Source organism: Frigoribacterium sp. CFBP9029 (assembly GCF_034045305.1).
Taxonomy (GTDB): domain Bacteria; phylum Actinomycetota; class Actinomycetes; order Actinomycetales; family Microbacteriaceae; genus Frigoribacterium.
Genome location: NZ_JAXCWB010000004.1, coordinates 152,287 through 173,092 on the forward strand (window position 1 = coordinate 152,287; position 20,806 = coordinate 173,092).

The following is a 20,806-nucleotide window of genomic DNA, read 5'->3' on the forward strand; positions in this document are numbered from 1 at the left end:
CGATTCGGAAACTCCGTCGTGGTGTTGTAGGCTTTACGACGGTTCGGGGGCTATAGCTCAGGCGGTTAGAGCGCTTCGCTGATAACGAAGAGGTCACAGGTTCAAGTCCTGTTAGCCCCACTCCCGTGAGATCCACCAGCGGGTGAAACCCCAGCTCCACGGGGCCTTAGCTCAGTTGGTAGAGCGCCTGCTTTGCAAGCAGGATGTCAGGAGTTCGATTCTCCTAGGCTCCACGAGAAGTACTTCTTTCCCCGCTCCCCGATGTCCTCGGGCAGCGGGGATTTCTTGTCTGTGCTCGCGTGGCTCGGGGCTCGGGGCTCGGGGCTCGGGGCGCTGGGCTCGAAGACTCGGTGCTCGGGGCCGTGCAGTCCGGTTCGGCGGGTTCGCGTCATCCGTGGCGGGTCAGCGCTGACCCGCCACGGATGACGGGAACCCGCCGCATGAGTCGTGGTTCAGCGTCTGCCGGCTCCGGACGGCGAGAGGGCCCGCATCCGGTGGATGCGGGCCCTCTCGGTGGTTCGGGGGAGACTAAGCCTTCGTGTCGGCGTCGTCGTCCGCGACCCAGAGCTCGTCGTCGGCACGGAGCGTCTGCACGGCGGCGAAGACGAGAGCGCCGAGCGCGATGACGCCCACGCCGATCAGCAGCACGCCGCCGACGCCGGGGCCCGACTTCTTGGGGGCGGGAGCGTACTTCTTCGCGACCTTCGCGCCCTGCTTCTTGGCGTTCTTGACGGCCTTCTGCACCTTGGGGTCGTTCGTGATGTCGAGACCGTTCAGGTACGACTGCACGCTCGGGTACACGTCGTGCTTCAGGCGGTCCTGAGCCTTGGTCGCGTACTTGCTGCCGGCGGCGAGACCGGTCGACACGGCCGGGCGGACGTTGTTGTCCACCGCGGAGCGGACCCGGGGCACGACCTCTTTGTTGGCGGCCTTCACTCCGGCGTCGCGGACGTCGACGAGGACCTTGCCAGCGTGGCCGAGCACCTCGCGCTGCTCCGTCCACACGTCGGACGCGTGCTTCTTGAACTTCTTCAGTTCCTTCTTCTGCTTGCGTGACAGGGCCACAGTGTTCCTCCAACGAGTAGGCAACGGGGCCAGAGGGATACTGGCTCCTCCATCCTGGCACGACGCAACCTGACAGGGAACACCACGAATTCTGTACCCACCCTGAGGTCGACGGGCCCCTGTGAAAGAATGAGGCCCATGTCAAAGCACACTTCTGTTGCCACCGTGACGACCTCGCTCGGCACGATCAAGGTCAACCTGTTCGGCAACCACGCCCCCAAGACCGTCGCCAACTTCACCGGCCTCGCCACCGGCACCATCGAGTGGAAGCACCCGGGCACCGGCAAGGTCAGCACCGACAAGCTCTACGACGGTGTCGTCTTCCACCGCATCATCAAGGACTTCATGCTCCAGGGCGGCGACCCGCTCGGCCAGGGCATCGGCGGCCCCGGCTACCAGTTCGACGACGAGATCAACCCCGAGCTCGACTTCAGCCAGCCGTACGTCCTCGCCATGGCCAACGCCGGCACCCAGGGCGGCAAGGGCACCAACGGTTCGCAGTTCTTCATCACGACCGTCGCCACCCCCTGGCTGCAAGGCAAGCACACCATCTTCGGCGAGGTGGCCGACGACGAGTCCAAGAAGGTCGTCGACGCCATCGAGGCGGTCAAGACCGACGCTCGCGACAAGCCCCTCGAGGACGTCGTCATCCAGAGCGTCACCATCGACGAGGTCTAAGTGACGCGACCCTCTCCGTCGGATGCGGGCAACTTCTGCTACCGACACCCCGATCGGCAGAGCTTCGTGCTCTGCCAGCGCTGCGGACGGACCATCTGCGGGCAGTGCCAGACACCGGCGGCCGTCGGTGTGCACTGCCCGGAGTGCGTCCGTGAGGCGCGCAGCAACGCCCCGCGGGTCCAGCCCGCCGTCGTGACCCGCATGCGGAGCGCGTCGGCGAGCGGTGCGCCCGTGGCGACGTATTCGCTGATCGGCGTCAGCGTGCTCGTGTACGTGCTGCAGTTCGTCTTCGGTTCCGCTCTGACGAACCAGCTGTCGTTCTCGGCGCCGTTCGAGATCACGCAGCCGTGGCGACTCGTCACGTCGCTGTTCGCGCACGCCGGTCTGCTGCACCTGCTGTTCAACATGTACGCGTTGTTCATCTTCGGCGGGCAGCTCGAGCGGACGCTGGGCCGAGGTCGCTACCTGGCGCTGTACTTCATCAGCGGGGTAGGAGGCGCGGCAGCGGTCTCGCTGATCGCTCCGTTGTCGAGCGTGATCGGCGCCTCCGGGGCCATCTTCGGCCTCATGGCGGCGTTCTTCGTGATCGCCCGCAGTCTGGGCGGCTCGAACGGGGTGCAGCTGCTGGTTCTGGTCGGCATCAACCTGGTGATCGGCATCGTCCTGCCGAACGTCTCGTGGCAGGCGCACGTCGGCGGCCTCGTGGCCGGTGCCGCGGTCGCGTTCGTGTTCTCGAAGACCCGGCATCGGTCGAAGCGCGCGGTCCAGACCGCCGCGATCGCCGGGATCGGCGTCGTCGTGCTCGCGATCGTGTTCTGGCGCTCGTACGAACTGGCACAGGCCTACGGCATCATCTGACCCGGCGAGGGTTCGAACACGCAGACGACAGAAGAGGCGGCTCCGTTCAGGAGCCGCCTCTTCTGTCGTTCGTGGCCGGGCCGGGACTTTTCACACCGTTGTCCACAGAAAGTTATCCACAGGTTTATTAACACTGGGGATAGTTACATCCGTGTAAGTCCGAAGGTGTGTTCTAGCGCCAGCGGGTCGTCATCAGGAACCCGATGAACATGATGCCGAAGCCGACGAGGATGTTCCATGAGCCGATCGACGGCACGGGCAGCGTGCTCTGGCTGACGTAGAAGACGACGATCCAGGCGAGCCCGATCAGCATGAAGCCGAACATGACGGGCTTGAACCACACCGGGTTCGGGGCGTCTGCGGCCGTGCGCGTCTCGCGCGGATCGATGGGCTTCGAGGTGCGGTTCGTGTCTTTGGCCATGGCCGACATCATACCGTGGGGCCTTCAGGAGGCGCGGGGGAGGTCGATCCGTCCACAGCCGTCTCCGAGACGGCCGGCCCCCGAGGGCCTGCACCTAGAATCGAGCCATGACCGACGACCAGCGCCGACCCGGTCGGAAGCCGCGGTCGCGTCGGGCCCCTCACCGCACCTCCTTCGTGGGTGTCGTCGGTGAGCTGCTGATCACGGCCGGTGCGCTCGTGCTGCTCTTCATCGGGTGGCAGCAGTGGTTCAACGACCTCGTCGTCGCCGGCGAGCACCGCGATCAGGCGTCGAGTCTCAGTGAGCGCTTCGAGCAGGAGGCCGGGCCGGCGAGAGAGCCCGACGCCGACGGGTCGTTCGGCGATCCGCCGGTGGGCGAGCAGCCGACGGAGGCCGAGGAGTTCGCGAACTTCTACGTGCCGCGCTTCGGCGACGACTACGCCGTGCCGATCGCCGGGGGCACGAGCACGGTCAAGACCCTCAACACGGTCGGGATCGGGCACTACGACCAGACGCAGATGCCGGGAGAGGTCGGCAACTTCGGCATCGCCGCGCATCGGACGACCTACGGCGCCCCGTTCAACGCGATCGCGGACCTCCGTGCGGGCGACAAGATGTACGTCGAGACGAAGGACGGCTGGTACACCTACGGCTTCCGCAATCTGCAGTACGTCCAGGCGACCCAGGTGTCGGTGCTGCAGCCGGTGCCCGACGCCCCGGACGTCTCGTCCGCCTCGGGCGAGCGACTCATCACGTTGACCAGCTGCAATCCGATGTTCACCGCCCAGGAGCGCATCGTCGCCTACGGCGTCTTCGATTCGTGGCAGCCGCTCTCCGCCGGGCCTCCGGCCGGGCTCGCCGCCACCGGTGTGGGGAGCTGATCATGTACGCAGCCCTGTGGCGTATTCTTCCGGGTCCGTGGTGGGTGCGGCTGGTGATAGTGCTGGTCCTGCTCGCAGCGGTCCTCTTCGCACTCGTCGAGTGGGTCTTCCCCGCCGTCAACGAGCTGCTGCCCGCCCCCGACGTCACTGTGGAGAACCCATGACGCGCATCCTGGTCGTCGACAACTACGACAGCTTCGTGTACACCCTCAACGGCTACCTGCAGCAGCTGGGCGCCGAGACGGAGGTCGTCCGCAACGACTCCTTCTCGGGTCGCGACGCGGCCGCGCGCATCGGCGACTACGACGCCGTGCTGCTCTCGCCCGGTCCGGGCACGCCCGCGGCCGCCGGGGTGTCGATCGACGTCGTGAACGCCGCCCTGCAGGTCGACAAGCCGCTGCTCGGAGTCTGCCTCGGGCACCAGGCGATCGCCGAGGCGCTGGGTGCGACGGTGACCCACGCCGAAGAGCTGATGCACGGCAAGACCTCGGCCGTGACGCACGACGACAGCCCCTTCTACGACGGCGTGCCGCAGCCGTTCACCGCGACGCGCTACCACTCGCTCGCCGTCGTCGACGAGACCGTGCCGGAGGCCCTGGAGGTCACGTCACGGACGACGGGCGGCATCATCATGGGCCTACGGCACCGGAGTGCACCCGTGTACGGCGTGCAGTTCCACCCCGAGTCGGTCTTGACCGAGGGCGGCTACCAGATGATCGGCAACTGGCTCGGCGAGGCGGGGCTGCCCGAGGCGAAGGTCACGGCCCGAGGGCTGTCACCGCTGCTCGACCTCAGCTGAGAGCGGGCGCGCTGAGCCCACGGCGGGCGCCGGGCGGCGCGACGGGTCAGGTGGACCGGGGTGGGTGCGATGTCGATGAACCGCGTTCGCGAAGATGAACCGCGGTACATCGCGGTTCATCTTCGCGAACGCGGTTCGAGGCGGGCTGGCGTGACTCGGCAGCGCTCGCGCGCTCGCTCGGTCAGCCGCTGCAGACCCGGAGGGTGATGGCCGAACCCTGCGGCTGATCGCCGGGTGCGAGCGTCTGCCCGGCGACGACGCCGCCCGAGCAGGTGAAGTCGGACTCGAGCGTCACGACGAGTCGCAGCTGCTCGCCGAGCTGCGTGTTCGCGTCGACGGTCGACTGCCCCGTCACATCGGGGACGTTGACGAGCCCGTTCGAGACGATCAGATCGACCGTGCTGCCCGTCGGCACCTCCGTGCCCGTCGCCGGGTCGGCCGAGATGACCGCGCCCTGGGCGACGTCGGGCGAGTAGTCCGTGGTCTGCTGGCCTTGCGTGAAGCCAGCATCGGACAACGACACCCAGGCCGCGTCGACCTGCGAGCCGACGATGTCGGGCACGGCCGCCAGCTGGGGGCCGGTGGAGACGGTGACCGTGACGGTGGTGTCGAGAGGGACGGACATGCCCGAGGTCGGATCGGTCGAGACGATGTCGCCCTCGGACACGGTGTCGTCGGGCATCTCGGCCCGGGTGACGTCGAGTCCGAGCTCGCCGAGCTCGGCGGAGCCCTCTTCGTAGCTGACCCCCACGAGATCGGGGATGCGCGCGGACTGCGTGTTGTCGACCACGGGAGGAGTCAGATTGACGACCCAGAAGACGACGGCGACGATGACGATGGCGACCAGGACGATGCCGGCCCAGATCCAGGCGACCGGAGGTCGGGTCTGAGTGCGCTGCGGGCGGGTGTTGTCGTCGGAGGCGAGCTCTTTCAGCGCCGCCTCGCTGCCCGCCGCCGCGGCGGGGTTGACGCCGAACAGCGTCGAGCCGGCGGCAGCGGCGGGGCGACGACGATTCGGCGCCCGCCCGTCGGCGGCGGCCTCGACGTCGGAGCGGAACTCGGCCGCGGTCTGGAATCTCTCGAAGCGGTCTTTGGCCAACGCGTGCAGGACGACGGCGTCGAGCGCAGGCGAGATGCTCGGGATGATCGTGCTGGGCGGGACGGGGGGCTCGCTCACGTGCTGGTAGGCCACGGCGACCGGCGACTCGCCCCGGAACGGCGGACGCCCGGTGAGCAGCTCGAAGAGGAGCACACCGGTCGAGTAGAGGTCGGTGCGGGCGTCGACGGTCTCGCCCCGGGCCTGCTCGGGGCTGAAGTACTGGGCCGTGCCGAGGATGGAGGTCGTCTGGGCGACGGTGGCCGACGAGTCGGAGATGGCCCTCGCGATGCCGAAGTCCATGACCTTGACCTCGCCGGCGTGGTTGATCATGACGTTGCCGGGCTTGATGTCGCGGTGCACGACGCCGGCACGGTGGGAGTACTCGAGCGCCGTCAGGATGCCCTGCGTGATGCGCGCGGCCTCGGCGGGCTCCATCGGGCCCTCGGCTGCGATGTCCTTGAGGAGGCGCCCCTCGACGTACTCCATGACGATGAAGGGGACCTGCACCTCGTGGCCGTTGGCCGAGCGCACGGTCTCTTCGCCCGCGTCGAACACGCGGACGATGGTCGGGTGGGCCATCCGCGCAGCGGCCTGCGCCTCTTGGCGGAACCGGGTGCGGAACGCCGGATCGGTGGCCAGCGCCGGCTTCATCAGCTTGATCGCGATGCGACGACCCAGACGGGCGTCGGTGCCGACGTGCACGTCTGCCATGCCGCCACGACCGATGCGCTCACCGATCTGGTAGCGGTTGGCGAGGAGTTCGATGCCCTCTCTCACGCCTTCGACCACGCCGTACACTCCCTCACGAGACCGCGAACTCGGAACACACGGTCGCAGCAAGTGTACTTGGCCGTCTGGCCCCAGATCGGGTGTCGAGGTCCGTCGTGGGGATGATTGTCACGGGTTCGTGACCACGGCCGGCGAGGGCCGTGGCCACGAGAGGGTGCTACGGGGTGGGGTCGACGGGGGCCGTCGGAGTAGCCGTCGGCTCGGCGGTCGGCTGCGACTCGTCGGCCGTCGCGGTGACCGTCACCCCGGGCGACGGGTCGGACGCGAGGTCGCCGCAGTTCGCGACGTAGGCGACGGTCACGTTGCCGGGAGTCGTCGTCACGACCTGGATCGACGAGACGTTCGCGCCGACGGCGCCGCCGGTCTGGCCCGCCGTGTCGGTGCCCCCTGTGATCGAGTACGAGTAGCCGGTCAGCGAGTAGCCGGCCGGGCAGCCCGCGTAGGGCTCCCACGTGATCGTGGCGGCGTCCGTGCCGTCGGCGGTGATCTGGGTGGGCGACGCGGTCGGCGACCCGGGCTGGGTCGGCTGGGGCGCCTCCTGGTAGATCAGGATCGTCACGGTGCTGCCCTTGCGCACGTTGCCGCTCGGGTTCAGGCTCGCGACGGTGCCGACGTCTTGAGCGCTGGCGGGGGCCGCCGAGCTCGGAGCCGACTCGACCGCGAGGCCGAGGGCGCCGAGCGCCGCCCGTGCGTCGCTCTCGCTCATGCCGACGTAGTCGCCGGGCACGACGTTGACCGTGTCGGGCGTGGGGCTCGGCGTCGGGCTCGGCGTGGTCCGCGTCGGGCTCGGCTCGGTCGACGGCGCGGCCGACGACGAGGTCGGCGCGGGTGCGGGCTCGTTCGAGCTCAGCGCGAAGGCGATCACGGCGACCGCACCGGCCAGGACGAGCACCCCGAGCACGATGAGGGGCCAGAACCAGGGGCTCCGCCGCTTCGGCTCGTCGTCGAGGTCGTCGTCGCGCAGGGCGTCGGGGTCTGCGGACCCGGGCGTGTAGGCGCCGGTGACGGCCGCACCCGCACCCGTGGCGTTCGGGTTGAAGAGCTGCGTGGTCGCGTCCTGCGCCGCGAAGGCGCGGGTCGCGTCGTCGGCGGGGAGGGCCGCGGCGCCGATGGCAGGCACGGCGACGGTCGCTGCGCCGACGTCGCCTCGACGCAGGGCGCGGGCGGCCTGCGCGAGGGCCGAGGCCGTCGCGGGTCGCTCGCCCGGCTTCTTCGAGATGCACGACATGACGAGTCGGCGGACGGGCTCGGAGACGGTGGCGGGGAGGTCCGGTGGCTGTTCGTTGATCTGCGCCATCGCGATGGCGACCTGCGACTCGCCCGTGAACGGACGTCGACCGGCGAGGGCCTCGTACGCGACGATGCCGAGCGAGTAGATGTCGGTGCTCGGGGAGGCCGGGTGGCCGCTGGCCTGCTCGGGCGAGAGGTACTGGACCGTGCCCATGACCTGACCGGTCGCGGTCAGCGGGACCTGGTCGGCGATGCGCGCGATGCCGAAGTCGGTGATCTTGACCCGACCGTCGGGCGTGACGAGGAGGTTGCCGGGCTTGATGTCGCGGTGCACGAGGCCCGCGGCGTGGGCGGCCTGCAGAGCCGACGCCGTCTGGGCGACGATGTCGAGCACCTTGTCGGTCGGCAGCACGCGGTCGCGCTCGAGCACGGTGGACATGGCCTCGCCGGGCACCAGCTCCATCACCAGGTAGGCGCTGCCCTCCTCTTCGCCGTAGTCGAAGACGTTGGCGATGCCCTCGTGGTTGACGAGGGCCGCGTGGCGGGCCTCCGCACGGAAGCGCTCGAGGAACCCGGGGTCGCCGAGGTACTCGTCTTTCAGGATCTTGATGGCGACGGTGCGCCCGATCACGAGGTCCGTGGCCTCCCAGACCTCGCCCATGCCGCCGATGGCGACGCGGGTCGACAGCTGGTAACGCCCACCGAAGGTGATTCCGCCCGAAGGTCTCATTTGTTCAGCACCGCCTCAATGACTTTCTTCGCGATTGGTGACGCGACACTGTTTCCGAACGCGGATTGTCCCTGCCCGCCGCCGTTCTCGACGACGACCGCGACTGCGACCTCGGGGTCGGCTGCCGGGGCGAAGCCGGTGAACCACAGCGTGTACGGCTCGCCTGGGCCGTTCTCCGCCGTGCCCGTCTTGCCGGCCACATCGACACCGCTAATTCTTGCATTGCTGGCCGCGCCGTCGGCGACGTCGTCCACCATCATGTCGGTCATCGTCGACGCCGTGTCGGAGCTGATCGGGTCGCCGTACTCGGTGGGCGAGAAATCCTCCACCGGGCTGAGATCGGGGTTCAGGACGCTGTCGATCAGGGTCGGATCCATCTGCGTCCCGCCGTTGGCGATCGCGGCCGACACCATCGCCATCTGCAGCGGCGTGACGCGGTCGTTGCCCTGTCCGAACGACTGCAGCATGAGGGACGCGTCGCTGATCTCGGCGCCGTCGGCGTCTTCGATCGGGAACTGGCTGGGGGTGACCGACTGGGGGATCTCGATCGAGTCGTCGTCGAAGCCGAAGGCCTGCGCCTGCTCCTTCAACGCGTCGGCGCCGAGCGCGCGACCGAGCTGGGCCATGGGGATGTTGCACGACAGGCGGAGGGCGGTCGCGATCGTCGCCTCGTCGCCGCCGCCGCAGCTGCCGCCCTCGGCGTTGTTGATGTTGGTCGACGTGCCGGGCAGCGTCAGCGTGGACGGGTTCGGGAACGCGCTCTCGGGCGTGTAGTCGCCGCTCTCGAGCGCCGCCGCCACGGTGATGAGCTTGAAGGTCGACCCCGGCACGTAGAGGTTGCCCTCGATGGCCTTGTTCTGCAGCGGGTCGGCCGGGTCGGCGACGAGCGAGTCGTACGCGGCCTTGACGGCGGCGCTGTCGTGACTCGCGAGGGGGTTGGGGTCGTAGCTCTGCTTCGACACCATGGCGAGGATCTTGCCGGTGGAGGGCTCGACGGCGACGATCGAGCCGTTGTTGGAGCCCAGCGCGTCGAAGGCCGCCTGCTGCACGGCCGGGTCGAGCGTGAGGTTCACCGTGGCGCCCTCGGGCGATTGGCCGGTCAGCAGCGAGTTCATCTGCTCGAAGAACTGCGAGTTCGCGTTGCCGGTGAGGTACTGGTTCATCGCGTCCTCGATGCCCCGCGACCCCTGACCGAGCGTGTAGTAGCCGGTGACGGGCGCGTAGAGCTCGGGCTGCGGGTACGAGCGCTGGTACTCGTAGACGTCGTCGACGGGGTCGGACTGCGCCACGGGCTCGCCGCCGACGAGGATCGGACCCCGCTGGGCCGAGTAGCTCGCGAGCAGGGAGCGCGAGTTGCGCGGGTCGGCCCGGAGGGCGTCGGCCTGGAACGTCGTGATGTACGTGCTCGACACGAACAGCGCGACGAACATCGCGAGGACGACGAGGCTCACTCGTCTCAGTTCTTTGTTCATCAGCCGATCACCAGCCTGGGTTGATTGCGCACCGAGTCGGACAGACGCAGCAGCAGGGCCACGATGATCCAGTTCGCCACGAGGGACGATCCGCCGGCGGCCATGAAGGGCGCCGTCAGACCGGTCAGGGGGATGACGCGGGTCACGCCGCCCATGACCACGAAGACCTGCAGGGCGATGACGAAGGCCAGACCCACGCCGAGCATCCGGCCGAAGTCGTCCTGACCGACGAAGCCGATGCGGAACCCGCGCGAGACGAGCAGCAGGTAGAGCGCGAGGATCGCGAAGATGCCGGCGAGACCGAGCTCTTCGCCGAGCGACGCGAAGATGTAGTCGCTCTCGGCGAGCGGCGTCGTCTGCGGTCGACCCTGACCGAGCCCCGTGCCGATCAGCCCGCCGTTCGCGAAGCCGAACAGACCGGAGACCAGCTGGAACGATCCGCCGTCGGCGCTGTACTCCGCCGGGTCGAAGGGGTTCAGCCAGGCGGCGAAGCGCCCCTGCACGTAGCCCAGGAACGTGGAGGCGACGATCGCGCCCCCGAGGAACAGCGTCAGACCCAGCACGATCCAGCTCGCACGACCGGTGCCGACGTAGATCATGACGAGGAACAGCCCGAAGTAGAGCAGCGACGTCCCGAGGTCGCGCTGGAAGATCAGCACGCCCATGGCGACGAGCCAGACGATGAGGATCGGCCCCAGGTCGCGCGGTCGCGGGAACCGCATGCCGAGGATCTTCGGGCCCATCAGCGAGAGGTTGTCGCGCGCGGTCACCAGGTAGCCGGCGAAGAAGATCGCCAGCGTGATCTTCGCGATCTCGCCCGGCTGGAACGAGAACGGCCCGATGTCGATCCAGACGCGCGCGTTCAGGCCCTCTCGGCCGAGACCCGGGATGAGCGGCAGCAGCAGCAGCACGATCGAGACGAACATGGCGATGTAGCGGTACCGCGACAGGATGCGGTAGTTGCGGACCACGAACAGCGCGACGAGGGCGATCACCATGGCCATCGCCGTCCAGGCGATCTGCTTGATGCCGAAGGCCTCCCAGCCCGAACGACCGTAGGCCAGGTCGATGCGGTAGATCATCGCGATGCCGATGCCGTTCAGGGCGAGCCCGATCGGCAGGATGAACGGGTCGGCCTCGCGGGCGACCACGCGCAGCACGACATGGAAGATCAGACCGAGACCGAGCACGGCGGAGCCGGCGATCAGCACGCTGGGATCGATGGCGTCGGTGGCGCCGAGCTGCACGAGCACCACGGCGCCCGCGCAGATGCCGCACGCGATGAGCAGCATGAGCAGCTCGAGGTTGCGGAGCCGGGCCGGCTGCCGCAGACGGATGGTGATGGCCTGCGTCAGACTGGTGGGCTCCACGGGTGCGGGGCGGGGGGTCTCGGCGGACCCTCGCGCGCCTCCTGAAGGACGACCGATCAGCTCGGTCGACGTGTCGTCACCGGGTGCTGGCATCGGTCAACCTCTCGACGATGGCGCGGGCGTCGGCCAGCGAACCGGCGTTGATCGTGTCTTCGACGGTCCGCTGCGTGTAGTTCGGCAGATCGGACACGTCGAGATCGGTCTCTTCGACCACGCTCGACAACGCGATCGGCCCGAGGGTCTGCTGCACGCCCCGGTAGATCACGACGGTCCCCTCTTGCTGACCCACGTAGTAGTGGTCTTGGGTCCACTGGTAGGTGAGCACGAGACCGGCGACGAGTGCGCCGATCGCGACCACCAGCGCGGCCAGCCACGTGATGCGGCGGCGACGGCGACGGCGCTTGTCTTCGGCGATGAGCTCGGCGAGGTACTCGTCGGACTCGGGCTCGAAGTGGCTGTCTTCGGGGGTGGTCGCCACCTTGAGCGGGTGCAGCAGGATCGTGGGCAGCCGGAGCGACTTGCGACCCGTCTCGCCCTCGAAGGTCAGCGGGACGGCGGCGGAACCGACCGTCACCGGCGGCTCGACGGACGAGTCGCCCGACTCGTCGACGTCGACGATCACGACGGTGACGTTGTCGGGGGCGCCGTGGTCGAGCGTCTCCTTCACGAGACGACGGGCGGTCTGCTCGGGGTCGAGCCCGGCCGCGAGGGCCTTCTTGATGCGGTCTTCGGCGAGATAGCTGCTGAGACCGTCGGAGCAGATCAGCCAGCGGTCGTCGGGCTGCGTGCCGAGGATGGCCGTATCGATCTCGGGAGCCGCGTCGACGTCGCCGAGCACGCGCATCAGCACGCTGCGACGAGGGTGCACCGCGGCCTCTTCGGCCGTGATGCGACCGCTGTCGACCAGTCGCTGCACGAAGGTGTGATCGGCCGTGATCTGACTGAGCTCGCCCTCGCGCCACAGGTAGATGCGCGAGTCGCCGATGTGCGCGATCGCCATGCTGTCGCCGACCCGCAGCATCGCGCTGACGGTCGTGCCCATGCCCGTGAGCTCCTGATGCTCGAACACCGTCTCGGCGAGCAGCTGGTTCGCCGCGATCAGCGACGACTGCAGAGCGAACTCGGCGTCGCCGGGCGAGCTGTACTGCTTGTCGGTCTCGCGGATCCGACGGATGGCGATGGCGGAGGCGACGTCGCCACCCGCATGCCCGCCCATCCCGTCGGCGACCACGAACAGACGACCGCCGGCATAGCCGCTGTCTTGGTTGTTCGAGCGGATCTTGCCCACATTGGACAGAGCCGCGCTCTTGGGAGGCGTCATCGGGCGCTTACCGTCGCAGCTCGAAGCTCGTCTGGCCGATCGTCACCGTGGAACCGACGGGCACCGGGGTCGGGACCGTGACACGCTCGCCCGCGAGGAACGTGCCGTTCGTGGAGTCGAGGTCTTGGATGACCCAGCGCCCGTTCCAGAGCATGAGACGCGCATGATGCGTCGACGTGTAGTCGTCGCGGATGACGAGGTTGCTCTCTTGCGAGCGACCGATCGTCAGCGGGCCGTCGACCAGGGGCATCTCGAGCCCGGCCTTCGCGCCCTTCGTGATGACCAGGCGGCGGGCGGCGGAGTCGCCGTCGGACGCGGCGGGGCCGGCCGGAGCCGAGGCGCGAGGCGCGGCAGGGGCAGGAGGCGCGGCGGGGGCTGCGGACATCTGGCCCGGCTGCTGGTCGGCGGGCAGTCTGCGGGCCCGCTGGCCGAAGAGATCGGACCGGAGCGCGAAGACGATCGCGAACACGAACAGCCACAGCACGGCCAGGAAGCCGAACCGCAGGGCGAGGAGGGTGAGCTCACTCGTCATCGTCGACCCCCCGAGACGTCGGGCCCAGGAGAGGGGTCGGGCGTCGCTGAGAGGGGGAGCACGCGGAACACGATACGCGTACGACCGATCTGGATCGTCGAATCGGGGGGCAAGGGGGCCTTCGACAGGGGTTCGCCGTTGAGTTTCGAGCCGTTCGTGGAGCCGAGATCGCGGGCCTGGGCCCGGTCACCGTCCCACAGGATCTCGACGTGCCGACGCGACGTGCCCGTGTCTTGGATGGTGATGTCGGCGTCGGATCCGCGCCCGATCACCGTGCGCTGACCGCGGAGGACGTGCCGCTGCCCGTCGATGTCGACCACCGGTCGCCACGAGACCTCTTCGCCCCGGACGTTGCGGGAGTCGACGGCCATTATGCCGATGCTGAGCGACTCGTCTTCACGCAGGCGGATGCTCAACGGACCGGCGAAGTGGTACCCCTGCGCCGTCGCGTGACGCTGGGTCAACTGGGTCAGCTCGTCGATGAGGCTGGAGCCGATGGCGGCCATCTTCTCGTAGTCCACCGGGGCGAGCCGCACCAGCAGCTCGTTGGGCACCAGGATGCGGTCGCGCGAGACCACGGCGGCCTTCGTGTCGAGCTCGCGCCGCAGCGCGTTCGTCAACTCGAGAGGTTGCACGCCCGAACGGAACGTCTTGGCGAAGGCGCCGTTGACGGCACGCTCCAGCCCGCGTTCGAAGTTGTCGAGCAGTCCCATGTCTCTCCAGGGTCGGGTCTCAGGTCGCCCGATCTTAGCCGGAACGGGTGGCATGTTCTCACGAGTGCGAAGCGGGAGGCCGTCTTCATGCTAGTGTTTTCGAGTTCGCGCGAGTGGCGGAATTGGCAGACGCGCTGGCTTCAGGTGCCAGTGCTCGAAAGGGCGTGGGGGTTCAAGTCCCCCCTCGCGCACGAACGAAATGGCTCTCCCCTACGGGGAGGGCCATTTGTTCTCTGTGCTCATAGTGCGCCGCCGCTGCTGCGGCGCACGAACGAAAATGGCTCTCCCCTACGGGAGGGCCATTTTCTCTTGCGCCGCGCCTCCTAGGGGAGGGGGGTGATCAGGTGCGGGCCGTTGTTGCGGACGCTGTTCGCCTCTCGCGAGACCTCGTGGTGCACCAGATCGTGCGCGATCTCGTGCGAGTCGCGGTCGAGGAGCTCGAGCAGCTCGGTCGTGTCGAGGTGATCGCCGAGCCAGTCGTCGTACGAGTCGGGGGTCAGGCAGGCCGGCATCCGGTCGTGCACCTCGCCCGGGGCCACATGGGCGTCGCGGGTGATGATCGACATCGAGAGCAGCCACTTGTCGGGGTCGTCGTCGGTCTTGGCCGGGTCGGGCCACGCACTGGCGACCGCGGCCATCGCGAGCCCCGACTCGGGCTGATGGATGAAGTGCGGCTGCTTGCCCGTCTCGGTGACCACCCACTCGTAGTAGCCGAGCGCGGGCACGATGCACCGGGCCTGCGCGAACGGTCGACGGAACATGCCGCTCGTCGCCACCGTCTCGATGCGGGCGTTGATCGGCTGCGGTCGCCGCTTCAGATCGGGGTACCACGAGGGCACCATGCCCCAGCGGATCAGCGGCAGTTCGCGTCGACCCTGCCGCTCGCGCACCACGGGCACGCGGGTCGTCGGCGCGACGTTGAAGTCGTCGGGCAGCGGCCCCAGACCGTCGAGCAGGCTCGGCAGCAGATCGGACGTGGCTCGGGCGATGACGTAACGGCCGCACATGCGCCCAGTCTCCCCTTCCGCAGCCCCCACCGGTAGTGCGTCACTGAGGCCGAGCGGTCGGCGTCACGCCGCCGCAGCACCGGCCCCGCGAGGCCTCGACGAGACGAGGGTGACCATGGCGACAGACGATTCGGACCTGCACGGCTACGTCGTGGCGGGCGTGGTCCCCGGCAGCGGCGAGGCGGTGGTCACCCGGGCTGTCGAGTTCGCCGCCCGCTTCGGCACGGGCCTCGTCTGCGTGATCGTCGAACCGGATCGCGTGGCCTTCACCGAGGGCATCGACGGGACGGTGCTCTCGTACCCCCTCGACCCCGACGAGTTGGACGGCCCGCCGGCCTTCGACGACGACCAGGAGGCGCGGCTCCGGCCGATCGCGGAGGCCCGGGGCGTCGCTCTCGAGACCCGTGCCCTCACCGGCGAACCCGCGCACTGCCTCGGCCGGTTCGCCGAGCGCATCGGCGCCCCGATGATCGTCGTCGGCAGCCGCGAGGCGGGTCTGCGGGGGAGCGTCCGCGAGTTCTTCGCCGGCTCGGTCGCTCTGCATCTGAGCCACCGACAGCACCTGCCCGTCGTCGTCGTGCCGTTGGCCCCGGTGGCGCGCACCGACCGGCTGCCGTGGGAGCACGACCTCTGACCCCTGACCCCTGACCCCCGACCCCGCGCCGGGTGGTGGCGGGATCACCGCGCGGGGCGCGGGGCGCGGACGAGGTCGACTACGCGTGCGTCGCGCGCTCGTGGTCGGCGTGATCGGCCGGCTCGAGCTGGAAGGTCGCGTGCTCGACCTCGAAGTGCGCGGCCAGGCAGCGGTCGAGCGAGTCGAGGGTCTCGTCGACCCGCATGTCGCAGAAGACCTCGCGGTCGACGACGACATGCGCCGAGAAGACCGTCGCGCCGCTGGTGATCTGCCAGGCGTGCACGTCGTGCGCCGACACGACGCCGGGCGTCTCGGTGATGTGGCTGCGGATGTCGTCGAGGTCGATGTCGCCGGGCGCCGAGCCGAAGAGCACCCGGAACGCCTCGCGCAGCAGCGACCAGGCGCGCGGCACGATCATCGCAGCGATGATCAGCGACCCCACCGAGTCGGCCTGCACGAAGCCCGTCGTCAGCACGACGATCGACGCCGCGACGACGGCGACCGAGCCGAGCAGGTCGCCGAGCACCTCGAGGTAGGCGCCCCGCATGTTGATCGAGTGCGTCGCCCCGCCCCGCAGCACGAGCAGCGCGACGACGTTGGTCGCCCCGCCGATCACGCCGACGACGAGCATCGGAAGACCGAGCACCTCGTGATCGGATGGGGTCAGCAGTCGCCCGACGGCCGCGACGGCCACCGAGATCGACACGGCGATCAGCACCAGGCCGTTGATCGCGGCGGCGAAGACCTCGGCCCGCCGGTAGCCGTACGTCTGCCGACCGCTCGCGGGTCGCGCCGCGACGATGGTGGCCGCCAACGCCACGACCAGGCCGGCGAGGTCGGAGAACATGTGCCCCGAGTCGGCGAGCAGGGCGAGCGACCCCGAGAGGAGGGCGCCGATCAGCTGCGCCACCAGACCGAGCGCGATGACGAGGATCGCCAGTCGCAGCCGTCGCCCGTCGGCCGCCATGTGACCGTGCTGGTGGTCGTGCGCCATGCTGTGCTCTCTCGGGTGTTCGGGCGGCTCGAGCCCACGGCCCGGTCGCGGGTCGTCGGTGATCGCTCACCCCGACGATAGCCCGGGCCGCCGACACCCGACAGGTCTCGGACCCAGTCGATAACGACTCTCGATCCGCGTCAGCACGGCGATCGAGCCCAGGAGGCGCGGGTCACGGAACAGGGAGGGCGCGACCGCGGTTGGCTGAGTCATGGACTCGACCCGCACCTCCTCGGATTCCCCCCGCCTCGTCGCCGTGACCGGCGCCACCGGAGCCCTCGGCGGGCGGGTCGCCGCCGCGCTCGCCGCCGACGGCGTACCGCTGCGCCTCGTCGTACGCGACGCCTCGCGCGCGCCGAGCCTCGGCGAGCACGTCGAGATCGCCGTCGCCTCGTACGCCGACCGCGCCGCGGCCCGCACGGCGCTCGAGGGCGTCGAGACGCTCTTCATGGTGTCGGCCGCCGAGGCCGTCGACCGACTCGACCAGCACCGCGCGTTCGTCGACGCCGCCGTCGAGGCCGGGGTGCGGCACATCGTCTACACGTCGTTCCAGGGCGCGGCGCCCGACGCGGTCTTCACGCTGGCGCGCGACCACGCCGCCACCGAGCAGCACCTGCTCGCCTCGGGTGCCGCCACCACGTTCTTGCGCGACTCGTTCTACCTCGACGCCCTGATCGACTTCGCCGACGCCGACGGGGTGATCCGCGGACCGGCGGGGGAGGGGCGGGTCGCCGCCGTCGCCCGCGCCGACGTGGCCGACGCCGCGGTCGCCGTGCTGCGCGACCCGTCGGCGCACCGGGGCGCCGCCTACGACCTGACGGGCCCCGAGGCGCTGAGCCTCGCCGAGCTCGCCGCCCGACTGACCACCGCGACCGGACGCCGGCACACGTTCGTCGACGAGACCCTCGACGAGGCCTACGCGTCGCGCGCGGCCTGGAACCCCGAGCCCTACATCGCCGACGCCTGGGTCAGCACCTACGCGTCGATCGCCTCGGGCGAGGTGTCGGGCGTCTCGACCGCGGTGCGCGATCTGACCGGGCACGACCCGCTGACGCTCGAGCAGCTGGTCAGCGGATCCGCCGGGACGACAGCACGCCGCTGACGCCGAGCACGAGCGTCGCGGCGAAGACGCCGAGCATCGGCACCTGCCAGTTGCCCGAGGCGTCGTGCAGCCCGCCGATCGCCAGCGGACCGAGTGCCGCGATCGCGTAGCCGCCGCCCTGCACGAGCGCCGAGAGGCGCCTGGCGTCGGTGTCGGTGCTCGCCATGCGCACGATGACGATGAAGATGATCGTGATGCCGCCGCCCTGGGCCGCGCCGCCGAAGATCGACCAGAGCAGCCAGTGCTCGGGGGCGAAGAGCAGCCCGAGGGGCATGACCGTCCAGAAGAGGCTGATCAGGGCGATGACGATCGCGGGGCGCAGTCTCAGGGCCAGCACCGGCACCCCGAGCGCACCCACCACGGCCAGGATCTGGAAGACCGACGAGCTGGCGCCCGCGGCCTCGCGCGTGAGTCCGATCTCGTCGCGCAGCAGCGTCGGCATCCAGGCCGTCAGCCCGTAGTAGCCGAAGGCCTGGCCCGCGAATGCGAGGGTGAGCCCCCAGGTCGTCCAGCGGCGCAGCAGCGGCGGACGATCGGCCTCGGCACGGCGCGCGGCGTCGGCGGCGGCGGACCGCTCGTCGATGACCGGGACGCCGCCGGTCAGCACGTCGGATGCGCCGGGCTCGGCCCCTGGCGTCGTGTCGGACCCGTCGCGAGCCGAGGAGGCGCGGGTCGCGTCGCCCGCGCCCGTCGCCGACCGCTCGCGCACGCCCCGCAGCGCCACCCGGGGCCCCACGGCGATCGACCACACGACCCCCGCGAGCACCGCGAGGAGACCCCAGGTGAGCAGCGCCACCGGCCACCCGACGACGGACGCGATCGGGGCGGTGCCGAGCGAGGTGATCATCGACCCGACGTTGAGCGCCGACGTGTAGACGCCCGTGACGAAGCCGCCCCGCTCGGGTGAGAAGTCGCGCTTGATGACCACCGGCAGCACCACGTTGCCGATGGTGATCGCGATGCCGATGACGATCGTGCCGGCGTAGAGCCAGAAGGAGCTGCCGAGGGTGCGGATGATCGTGCCGGCGAGCACGCCGGCGAGACCGAGGGTGACCGCCAGCTCGGGGCCCACCCGGCCGATCAGGGCCGAGGCCGCCGGGCTCGCGACGGCGAAGCAGAGCACCGGGATGCTGGTCAGCAGGCCGGCCACGACCGCGGAGAGCCCCAGGTCGCCGATCATCTGGTCGAGCACGGGTGCGGTGGCCACGATCGGGCCGCGGAGGTTGATCGCGATCAGGACGATCGCGAGGGTCAGCAGCCAGGTGGCGGGCGACCGCACGGCGGCGCCCGCGCGGGTGCTCACGCCGCGCCGCGCAGGAGGGTGACGCCCAGCAGGGCCGCGAGCTCGTCGACGTCGGCCGCCACCGCGACGGACCCGACGTGCTCGTTCTCGTCGCCGTAGCCCCAGCCGGCGATGATCGTCGGGACGCCGTGGACGGCGGCGCCCTCGACGTCGTGGTGCCGATCGCCGATCAGGACCGGACGCGACAGGTCGACGCCGCGGGCCTCGAGTCGGCGGAGCGCCTCGGCGACGACGTCGGCCTTGGTGTTGCGCACCTCGTCGTCGGAGGCGCCGGTGATGATGTCGAGGTAGCGGACCAGGTCGTTGACCTCGAGGATGCGCGTGGCCGGGGTCTCGGGCTTGGAGGTCGCCGTCGAGGTGGGGATGCCGGCGGCGTGCACGGCGGCCAGGAGATCGGCGACCCCGGGGTAGATGGGGCTGGTGAGCGCCCCGGTCTCGAGGTAGTGCGCCCGGTAGATGCGCATGGCCTCGACCAGACGGTCGCCGGTGAGACCGAGACGGACCTCGAAGCTCTGCGGGAGGGGCGGGCCGACCCAGGCGATCAGCTCGGTCGCCGGAGGCACCGGCAGCCCCATGGCCTCGATCGTGTGGGCGAGGCTGGCGGTGATCGCCGGAGCGGAGTCCGCGATGGTGCCGTCGAGGTCGAAGAGCACGGCGGTGTAGGGGAGAGTCATCACCCTCAGCTTAGGCATCGCCGCCGACACCGGGCGGCGGTGCGGTCGGCCGCCGTGCCAAGCGTCTCGACCGGCGGTGCTCAGGCGACCGGGCCGAGGGGCCAGGTGGTCGTCGGGACGGTCAGCGGGGCGACCGGTCGGACGCGATCGGACGAGACCGGTCGACGGGCGGGACGCTCGGAACCGGAGCGCCGGCGCGAGATCGAGGGGAGGGCGTCGATGTCGTCTCGCATGACGCTCGGGAAGGAGCCGGAGATGGACTCGAACAGGGGAGTCGCCTCTCGCTGCGAGAGGATCTGGTCGAAGATGGGCGAGGTCACGGGAGCCTCCAGGAGGTCGCGGGTCGGAGATGAGGGCGGGTCATAAGAAATGTTACCCTCATATTCCGGTTCCGCAAGGGGGTCGGCGGACATCGTCCGCCGTCGCGCTAGAACAGCCGCGAGTGCGAGTCGTCCAGCCCGCGCATGGCGTCGTAGTCGAGCAGCAGCGTGCGGATGCCGCGATCGTGCGCCAGGGTGCGTGCCTGCGGCTTGATCTCCTGCGCCGCGAAGACGCCCGTGACGGGCGCCAGGTGCGGATCTCGGTTCATCAGCTCGAGGTAGCGGGTCAGCTGCTCGACGCCGTCGATGTCCCCGCGACGTTTCAGCTCGACCGCCACCGCGCCTCCGGAGGCATCGCGGGCGAGGATGTCGACCGGGCCGATCGCCGTCATGTACTCGCGGCGCACGAGGGTGTGGCCCTCGCCCAGCAGCTCGATCTGCTCGGCCAGGAGCTTCTGCAGATCGGCCTCGACGCCGTCTTTCGTCAGGCCGGGATCGAAGCCCATCTCGTGACTCGAGTCGTGGATGATCTCGTGGATCGAGACCACGAGGATGTCGGCGGTCTTCGCCTGCGTGACCTTCCAGAGCTCGACGACCCCCGCCTCCTGCTGGTCGGCGTCGGCCTCGAGGATGCTGATCGAGCAGGGCGGGCTCATCCAGTTGAGCGGCTTGTAGCTGCCGCCGTCGGAGTGGACGAGGAGGCTGCCGTCGCTCTTGATCATGAGCAGGCGGGTGGCCAGCGGCAGATGGGCCGAGAGTCGCCCGGCGTAGTCGACTGAGCAACGGGCTATGACGAGACGCACCCGACGATCTT

Annotated in this window: 21 protein-coding genes and 3 tRNA genes; 9 read left to right on the forward strand and 15 right to left on the reverse strand. The window is 69.8% G+C overall.

The features are described 5' to 3' along the window. Positions 1-46: 46 nt before the first annotated feature. Positions 47-120, forward strand: a tRNA-Ile gene (locus SOM11_RS07330). Between the two features lie 40 nt (positions 121-160). Next, positions 161-233 (forward strand) — tRNA-Ala (locus SOM11_RS07335). 295 nt (positions 234-528) lie between these two features. On the opposite strand, the gene SOM11_RS07340 is transcribed toward SOM11_RS07335, so the two are convergent. Then, entirely contained in the window at positions 529-1,065 is a 537-nt protein-coding gene (locus tag SOM11_RS07340) for a hypothetical protein (protein ID WP_243213713.1), read from the reverse strand. Positions 1,066-1,203: 138 nt separating this feature from the next. Between SOM11_RS07340 and SOM11_RS07345 the strand changes: the two genes are divergently transcribed. Together SOM11_RS07345 and SOM11_RS07350 are read left to right on the forward strand one after the other, a co-directional pair. Next, positions 1,204-1,743, forward strand: a complete 540-nt coding sequence (locus tag SOM11_RS07345) for a peptidylprolyl isomerase (protein ID WP_192061203.1) — start codon at positions 1,204-1,206, stop codon at positions 1,741-1,743. Continuing rightward, on the forward strand, positions 1,744-2,601 hold the full coding sequence (locus tag SOM11_RS07350; protein ID WP_192061202.1) for a rhomboid family intramembrane serine protease: 858 nt from the start codon (positions 1,744-1,746) through the stop codon (positions 2,599-2,601). Between the two features lie 172 nt (positions 2,602-2,773). Here the strand turns inward: SOM11_RS07350 and SOM11_RS07355 are convergent, their stop codons facing one another. Next, entirely contained in the window at positions 2,774-3,022 is a 249-nt protein-coding gene (locus tag SOM11_RS07355; RefSeq protein WP_192061201.1) for a cell division protein CrgA, read from the reverse strand. Between the two features lie 107 nt (positions 3,023-3,129). Between SOM11_RS07355 and SOM11_RS07360 the strand changes: the two genes are divergently transcribed. After that, complete coding sequence (locus tag SOM11_RS07360; RefSeq protein WP_320477646.1) at positions 3,130-3,903, forward strand: class E sortase; 774 nt, start codon at positions 3,130-3,132, stop codon at positions 3,901-3,903. Between the two features lie 160 nt (positions 3,904-4,063). Then, positions 4,064-4,702: an anthranilate synthase component II gene (locus tag SOM11_RS07365; protein ID WP_192061199.1), complete on the forward strand. Its 639-nt coding sequence runs from the start codon at positions 4,064-4,066 to the stop codon at positions 4,700-4,702. A gap of 181 nt (positions 4,703-4,883) precedes the next feature. On the opposite strand, the gene pknB is transcribed toward SOM11_RS07365, so the two are convergent. From pknB to SOM11_RS07400, 7 genes are all read right to left on the reverse strand, one after another. Continuing rightward, positions 4,884-6,578 carry a Stk1 family PASTA domain-containing Ser/Thr kinase gene (gene pknB / locus SOM11_RS07370; protein ID WP_320477647.1) on the reverse strand — a complete coding sequence of 565 codons (1,695 nt, stop codon included), beginning with the start codon at positions 6,576-6,578 and terminating at the stop codon, positions 4,884-4,886. A gap of 169 nt (positions 6,579-6,747) precedes the next feature. Then, positions 6,748-8,550, reverse strand: coding sequence for a protein kinase domain-containing protein (locus SOM11_RS07375; protein WP_320477648.1), 1,803 nt, complete (start codon positions 8,548-8,550; stop codon positions 6,748-6,750). Further along, a complete protein-coding gene (locus SOM11_RS07380; protein ID WP_192061196.1) occupies positions 8,547-10,022 on the reverse strand; it encodes a peptidoglycan D,D-transpeptidase FtsI family protein in 1,476 nt (491 codons plus the stop codon). Before SOM11_RS07380 ends, SOM11_RS07375 begins: the two co-directional genes overlap by 4 nt. Continuing rightward, entirely contained in the window at positions 10,022-11,485 is a 1,464-nt protein-coding gene (locus tag SOM11_RS07385) for an FtsW/RodA/SpoVE family cell cycle protein (protein ID WP_414655453.1), read from the reverse strand. The genes SOM11_RS07380 and SOM11_RS07385 overlap by 1 nt, the downstream gene beginning before the upstream one ends. Beyond that, positions 11,469-12,713: a PP2C family protein-serine/threonine phosphatase gene (locus tag SOM11_RS07390; protein ID WP_243213722.1), complete on the reverse strand. Its 1,245-nt coding sequence runs from the start codon at positions 12,711-12,713 to the stop codon at positions 11,469-11,471. The genes SOM11_RS07385 and SOM11_RS07390 overlap by 17 nt, the downstream gene beginning before the upstream one ends. Before the next feature lie 7 nt (positions 12,714-12,720). Then, positions 12,721-13,245 (reverse strand): FHA domain-containing protein FhaB/FipA, encoded by a 525-nt coding sequence (locus SOM11_RS07395; protein ID WP_320477649.1) that lies wholly within the window; start codon positions 13,243-13,245, stop codon positions 12,721-12,723. Further along, the gene (locus SOM11_RS07400) at positions 13,242-13,958 is read right to left on the reverse strand and encodes a DUF3662 and FHA domain-containing protein (protein WP_320477650.1); all 717 of its coding nucleotides are present in this window, start codon (positions 13,956-13,958) and stop codon (positions 13,242-13,244) included. The genes SOM11_RS07395 and SOM11_RS07400 overlap by 4 nt, the downstream gene beginning before the upstream one ends. A 107-nt stretch (positions 13,959-14,065) precedes the next feature. Here SOM11_RS07400 and SOM11_RS07405 point away from each other — a divergent pair. Beyond that, positions 14,066-14,149: transfer RNA gene (locus tag SOM11_RS07405), tRNA-Leu, on the forward strand. Positions 14,150-14,281: 132 nt separating this feature from the next. Here the strand turns inward: SOM11_RS07405 and SOM11_RS07410 are convergent. Next, on the reverse strand, positions 14,282-14,965 hold the full coding sequence (locus tag SOM11_RS07410; RefSeq protein ID WP_192061191.1) for an SOS response-associated peptidase: 684 nt from the start codon (positions 14,963-14,965) through the stop codon (positions 14,282-14,284). Between the two features lie 115 nt (positions 14,966-15,080). On the opposite strand from SOM11_RS07410, the gene SOM11_RS07415 reads away from it, so the two are divergent. Next, the gene (locus SOM11_RS07415; protein ID WP_192061190.1) at positions 15,081-15,599 is read left to right on the forward strand and encodes a universal stress protein; all 519 of its coding nucleotides are present in this window, start codon (positions 15,081-15,083) and stop codon (positions 15,597-15,599) included. Between the two features lie 79 nt (positions 15,600-15,678). Here SOM11_RS07415 and SOM11_RS07420 read toward each other — a convergent pair whose 3' ends face one another. Continuing rightward, positions 15,679-16,593, reverse strand: a complete 915-nt coding sequence (locus tag SOM11_RS07420) for a cation diffusion facilitator family transporter (protein ID WP_192061189.1) — start codon at positions 16,591-16,593, stop codon at positions 15,679-15,681. A gap of 211 nt (positions 16,594-16,804) precedes the next feature. Between SOM11_RS07420 and SOM11_RS07425 the strand changes: the two genes are divergently transcribed. Then, complete coding sequence (locus tag SOM11_RS07425) at positions 16,805-17,695, forward strand: SDR family oxidoreductase (RefSeq protein ID WP_192061188.1); 891 nt, start codon at positions 16,805-16,807, stop codon at positions 17,693-17,695. Here the strand turns inward: SOM11_RS07425 and SOM11_RS07430 are convergent. The 4 genes from SOM11_RS07430 to nucS form a co-directional block, all read right to left on the reverse strand. After that, a complete protein-coding gene (locus SOM11_RS07430; protein ID WP_320477651.1) occupies positions 17,661-18,998 on the reverse strand; it encodes a CynX/NimT family MFS transporter in 1,338 nt (445 codons plus the stop codon). The two genes, SOM11_RS07425 and SOM11_RS07430, sit on opposite strands and share 35 nt — an antisense overlap. Beyond that, positions 18,995-19,672, reverse strand: a complete 678-nt coding sequence (locus tag SOM11_RS07435) for an HAD hydrolase-like protein (RefSeq protein ID WP_243213733.1) — start codon at positions 19,670-19,672, stop codon at positions 18,995-18,997. The genes SOM11_RS07430 and SOM11_RS07435 overlap by 4 nt, the downstream gene beginning before the upstream one ends. Before the next feature lie 80 nt (positions 19,673-19,752). Further along, positions 19,753-19,992: a hypothetical protein gene (locus SOM11_RS07440; RefSeq protein ID WP_192061186.1), complete on the reverse strand. Its 240-nt coding sequence runs from the start codon at positions 19,990-19,992 to the stop codon at positions 19,753-19,755. 107 nt (positions 19,993-20,099) lie between these two features. Then, on the reverse strand, positions 20,100-20,795 hold the full coding sequence (nucS, locus tag SOM11_RS07445; RefSeq protein WP_192061185.1) for an endonuclease NucS: 696 nt from the start codon (positions 20,793-20,795) through the stop codon (positions 20,100-20,102). Positions 20,796-20,806 lie beyond the last annotated feature (11 nt).

Coding starts and splice junctions, on each gene's coding strand:
- SOM11_RS07355 (WP_192061201.1), bottom strand. CDS start 3,022: ATGGCCAAAGACACGAACCGCACCTCGAAGCCCATCGATCCGCGCGAG.
- SOM11_RS07375 (WP_320477648.1), bottom strand. CDS start 8,550: ATGAGACCTTCGGGCGGAATCACCTTCGGTGGGCGTTACCAGCTGTCG.
- SOM11_RS07410 (WP_192061191.1), bottom strand. CDS start 14,965: ATGTGCGGCCGTTACGTCATCGCCCGAGCCACGTCCGATCTGCTGCCG.
- SOM11_RS07420 (WP_192061189.1), bottom strand. CDS start 16,593: ATGGCGCACGACCACCAGCACGGTCACATGGCGGCCGACGGGCGACGG.
- SOM11_RS07380 (WP_192061196.1), bottom strand. CDS start 10,022: ATGAACAAAGAACTGAGACGAGTGAGCCTCGTCGTCCTCGCGATGTTC.
- SOM11_RS07360 (WP_320477646.1), top strand. CDS start 3,130: ATGACCGACGACCAGCGCCGACCCGGTCGGAAGCCGCGGTCGCGTCGG.
- SOM11_RS07345 (WP_192061203.1), top strand. CDS start 1,204: ATGTCAAAGCACACTTCTGTTGCCACCGTGACGACCTCGCTCGGCACG.
- SOM11_RS07395 (WP_320477649.1), bottom strand. CDS start 13,245: ATGACGAGTGAGCTCACCCTCCTCGCCCTGCGGTTCGGCTTCCTGGCC.
- SOM11_RS07435 (WP_243213733.1), bottom strand. CDS start 19,672: ATGACTCTCCCCTACACCGCCGTGCTCTTCGACCTCGACGGCACCATC.
- SOM11_RS07385 (WP_414655453.1), bottom strand. CDS start 11,485: ATGCCAGCACCCGGTGACGACACGTCGACCGAGCTGATCGGTCGTCCT.
- SOM11_RS07390 (WP_243213722.1), bottom strand. CDS start 12,713: ATGACGCCTCCCAAGAGCGCGGCTCTGTCCAATGTGGGCAAGATCCGC.
- SOM11_RS07425 (WP_192061188.1), top strand. CDS start 16,805: ATGGACTCGACCCGCACCTCCTCGGATTCCCCCCGCCTCGTCGCCGTG.
- SOM11_RS07365 (WP_192061199.1), top strand. CDS start 4,064: ATGACGCGCATCCTGGTCGTCGACAACTACGACAGCTTCGTGTACACC.
- SOM11_RS07415 (WP_192061190.1), top strand. CDS start 15,081: ATGGCGACAGACGATTCGGACCTGCACGGCTACGTCGTGGCGGGCGTG.
- SOM11_RS07400 (WP_320477650.1), bottom strand. CDS start 13,958: ATGGGACTGCTCGACAACTTCGAACGCGGGCTGGAGCGTGCCGTCAAC.